The following is a 3,592-nucleotide window of genomic DNA, read 5'->3' on the forward strand; positions in this document are numbered from 1 at the left end:
CGCGAGGACAGCGGCGACCTCCGGGTCGGCGGCCACCCCACGGGCCCAGCCCGCGTAGAGCTCGGAGCGCCCGGGGGCCTCATCGCGCGCGAAACGGGAGTACCGCTCGACGACGGCCGCCGTCTCGGCATCCGCGTCGCCCTGCTGTGCCTCGTGCGCTGCGCTGTGCCGTGGGTCGTCCATCACGCCGCCATCCTGCCGCATGCCTCGAGCCGGGCGCTCCAGGTTCGCGGGCGACGCCCAGCGAGGACGGACCACACCGTCATCGGCTGCGGTTGAATGGAGGGTGTCCGCATCCGCGGCCGAGGAGGGAACCATGACCTACGCCGTCGACAAGAGCGACGCCCAGTGGCGCGAAGACCTGACCGCCGAGCAGTACGCGGTGCTGCGCGAAGCCGGCACCGAGCGGCCGTGGACGGGTGAGCTGCTCGACGAGAGCCGCGCCGGCCTGTACACGTGCGCAGCGTGCGGCGCCGAGCTGTTCCAGAGCGGGACCAAGTTCGACTCGCACTGCGGGTGGCCGAGCTTCTACGAGTCGATCCGCCCCGAGGCGGTCGAACTCATCGAGGACAACAGTCACGGGATGGTGCGCACCGAGGTGCGCTGCGCCAACTGCGGCTCGCACCTGGGTCACGTGTTCCCCGACGGCTTCGGCACCCCGACCGGCGACCGCTACTGCATGAACTCGCTCTCGCTGCAGTTCACGCCGGGCGACGACGCGGGCACCGCCTGATGCCCGGAGCGCTGGAGGCCGCCCTCGCACGACGGTCGTGGTCGAAGGTGACCGACGAGGCTCCGACCCACGACGAGCTGCTGCAGTTCGTAGCGGCTGCCGGCCGGGTCGCCGACCACTCGTCACTGCGGCCGTGGCGGCTCATCGAGCTGCGCGGCGACGACCGCGGTCGACTCGGCCGCGCGATCAACAAGGCGGAGGGCGACAAGGGCGCCTCATCGAAGCCGCTGCGCGCACCGCTGCTCATCGCGGTCGTGGCGAGCTATCGCAAGAGCCACAAGGTGCCGCGCTGGGAGCAGGAAGCCGTGGCCTCGGGCGTCGCGCACATGCTGAGCCTGCTGCTCGACGAGGCGGGCTGGGGCGTCATCTGGCGCACCGGCCACTACACGCGCGCGAAGGCCGTCGCCAAGGCCCACGGTCTCAAGAAGAACGAGGAGCTGCTCGGCTGGCTCTACGTCGGCGGCAAGCCGGCGAGATCGCGGCCGGAACGGCGCAAGGCCGTCGACGCCCGCGCGTTCGTCAGTCGCCTCCCCTGAGGCACGCGTGGCGACGCCGACGCCGTGATGCGAGCGCCCGAGGCGGGCGGATCGCGGCGTGTGCCGCGAGCCGCCCCCTGCGCCGAAGGGTGTCGGCTGTAGGCCGAACCCGAGTCAGGCCGCGAGCTGTGCCCGGAGCCGGTCGACGTGGCCCTGCGGGTCCACACGGTACTCGGCGGACTCCACCGTGCCGTCGGCGGCCAGCACGAAGGTCGAGCGAATGAGACCGACGCGTTCCTCGCCGCCCACGACCTTGGTGCCCCATGCGCCCCACGCCTCGGCGACCGCGTGGTCCTCGTCCGAGAGCAGCGGGAACTCCAGCTGCTCGGCCTTCGCCCACTCGGCGAGCCGCTCGACCGGGTCGGGTGAGATGCCGACGACGGCCACGCCGGCGGCCTGGAGCGAGGCGAGGTTGTCGCGGAAGTCGCAGGCCTCGGTCGTGCAGCCGGGCGTGAAGGCGGCCGGGTAGAAGTACACGATCAGGCGGCGCCCGGCGAAGTCCTCCGGCCGCACGATGGTGCCGGTGGAGTCGGGAAGGGCGAAGCCGGGGTTCCGGTCGCCTTCGTGCAGGCGGGTGTCGTCAGCCATGTCATGCGTCCCTTCGGGGGTCGGGGGTGGTGCGGCGATCACGACGTCGGGTGGACGCCGAACGCGATCGCGAGCTTCTCGATCTTCTGCGCCCGACCGAGGCGAGGCAAGTCGCTGCCGTCGCGAATGACGCGGCCCCGGCCCTCGAAATCGGCCAGGAAGTCCAGCGCCCACTCGACCTCGCTCGGAGTGGGGCAGATCACCTCGTTGATGACGGGCGCTTGCTCGGCGGCCAGGCACAGCTTGCCGGTCATGCCCATCGACACGGTGATCGCGGAGTGCTCGCGCAGCGTCGGCATGCTGTTGCCCACGGTGGGGCCGTCGATCGGGCCGGGAAGGTCGCCCACGCGGCTGGCGACGACCAGGCGGGCGCGCGGGTAGGCCATGGCCTCGGCATCCGCGCTCATGCCGGTGTCGCGCCGGAAGTCGCCGCTGCCGAACGCGAGCCGGAATGCGCCGCGCGCGCGGGCGATGTGCGCGGCGTCCTCCATGCCGAGCGCGGACTCGATCAGCGCCACCACGGGCACGCTGGCGCGCAGGCGGTCGAACGAGCTCGTGACCTGGTCGGGTGACTCGGTCTTGGCGAGCATGATGCCCAGCAGCCCGGGCGCGCCGACGAGCGCTGCGAGGTCGTCGGCCCAGAAGGGGCTCGCCGCGTCGTTCACGCGCACCCACGCGCGGCCGCCGGCCGTGAGCCAGTCGACCACGTCCTGACGCGCCTGCGGTTTGTTGCTCGGATCGACCGCATCCTCGATGTCGAGGACCACGGCGTCGGCACGGGAGGCCGCCATGTCGTCGAACGACTGCGGGCGGGTTCCGGGTACGAGCAGCCAGGAGCGGGCGATAGACGGGTCGACGGCGCGATGGCGCCCCGGACGGGTCGAGATCAGGGTGCGCAGATCCTCCTCAGGATCGAGGACCTCTGCACCGTTGCCATAGGGATCTGCCGACATCTCACTCTTCTTCCGTGCTTCGGGTGCCGCGCGGCCCGGGCCGTCGGGGTCTCGGCCGCGCGGGGCGCGACGGGCAGCCGGCCGGATGCTCCGGCCGACCGCGTCGGGTGCGCACTCGCGGGGTTTCCACGCGGAGCACGACGCGTCTGGGCGGCTGACGACGCCGTGGTCCGACGGTCGCGCCGCCATCCATTCCATCACCTTCTCGAGCCCGACAGCGCATATGACGGCGACTGAGACCCTGAAAAGCGCCGGCCAGGCGCGTCGTCCTCCCGCGGGGAGAGCACCTCGCTGCGGCAGCCGGCGTCAGCGCCGGGACCGCGGCATCCGTCGCCAGGGCACCGCCGCCACGACGACCGACAGGATCGCGAGCGTCGACATCAGCAGCGACGCCCCGAACCCCGGTCCGCCTGCCGCGGGCCAGATCGCATCGATCAGGACAGACGTGACGACCTGTCCCACGACGGTGCCGAGGCCGAGCAGGAGCACCCCCGTGAAGGGCACGAGGGCTGCGGCGAGGAAGATGTAGGCCACCCCGATCACGCCGCCCAGGTACAGCCACGGATCCGATGGGTACGACGTCGGCGCGCCCGCCACCGCCGTGTGGATGAGCTCGGCGACACCGAGCACCGCCGTGCCGCCGATGAAGTTCACGAGCGTCGCAGTCAGCGGTGTGCCCACACGCTGACGCAGCCGTCCGTTGACCGCCGACTGCCAGGCGATGCCGGCCCCGACGAGGAACGGCAGCACGAGGAGCACGGGCGGCGCGTCCACACCACCGG

At 72.2% G+C, this 3,592-nt stretch carries 5 protein-coding genes and 1 pseudogene; 2 read left to right on the top strand and 4 right to left on the bottom strand.

Going from position 1 to position 3,592, the window contains the following annotated elements:
* Positions 1–183 (bottom strand): annotated as a pseudogene (locus VIP82_RS02695) (hypothetical protein); the annotation flags it as partial.
* A 133-nt stretch (positions 184–316) separates the two neighbouring features.
* Here VIP82_RS02695 and msrB point away from each other — a divergent pair.
* Together msrB and VIP82_RS02705 are read left to right on the top strand one after the other, a co-directional pair.
* Entirely contained in the window at positions 317–733 is a 417-nt protein-coding gene (msrB, locus tag VIP82_RS02700) for a peptide-methionine (R)-S-oxide reductase MsrB (protein ID WP_331905748.1), read from the top strand.
* A complete protein-coding gene (locus VIP82_RS02705) occupies positions 733–1,269 on the top strand; it encodes a nitroreductase family protein (RefSeq protein WP_331905749.1) in 537 nt (178 codons plus the stop codon). Before msrB ends, VIP82_RS02705 begins: the two co-directional genes overlap by 1 nt.
* 114 nt (positions 1,270–1,383) lie before the next feature.
* Here the strand turns inward: VIP82_RS02705 and bcp are convergent, their stop codons facing one another.
* The 3 genes from bcp to VIP82_RS02720 all read right to left on the bottom strand — a co-directional run.
* On the bottom strand, positions 1,384–1,857 hold the full coding sequence (gene bcp, locus VIP82_RS02710) for a thioredoxin-dependent thiol peroxidase (protein WP_331905750.1): 474 nt from the start codon (positions 1,855–1,857) through the stop codon (positions 1,384–1,386).
* 38 nt (positions 1,858–1,895) lie between these two features.
* Positions 1,896–2,810: an HpcH/HpaI aldolase/citrate lyase family protein gene (locus VIP82_RS02715; RefSeq protein WP_331905751.1), complete on the bottom strand. Its 915-nt coding sequence runs from the start codon at positions 2,808–2,810 to the stop codon at positions 1,896–1,898.
* A gap of 306 nt (positions 2,811–3,116) precedes the next feature.
* A partial coding sequence (locus VIP82_RS02720; protein ID WP_331905752.1) for a DMT family transporter occupies positions 3,117–3,592 on the bottom strand: 476 nt, incomplete at its 5' end.

This window comes from Microbacterium sp., from assembly GCF_036566905.1.
Lineage (GTDB): Bacteria > Actinomycetota > Actinomycetes > Actinomycetales > Microbacteriaceae > Microbacterium.

What these genes read in the sequence shown, in the direction of transcription:
- msrB (WP_331905748.1), top strand. Translation starts at nt 317, where the DNA reads ATGACCTACGCCGTCGACAAGAGCGACGCCCAGTGGCGCGAAGACCTG.
- VIP82_RS02715 (WP_331905751.1), bottom strand. Translation starts at nt 2,810, where the DNA reads ATGTCGGCAGATCCCTATGGCAACGGTGCAGAGGTCCTCGATCCTGAG.
- bcp (WP_331905750.1), bottom strand. Translation starts at nt 1,857, where the DNA reads ATGGCTGACGACACCCGCCTGCACGAAGGCGACCGGAACCCCGGCTTC.
- VIP82_RS02705 (WP_331905749.1), top strand. Translation starts at nt 733, where the DNA reads ATGCCCGGAGCGCTGGAGGCCGCCCTCGCACGACGGTCGTGGTCGAAG.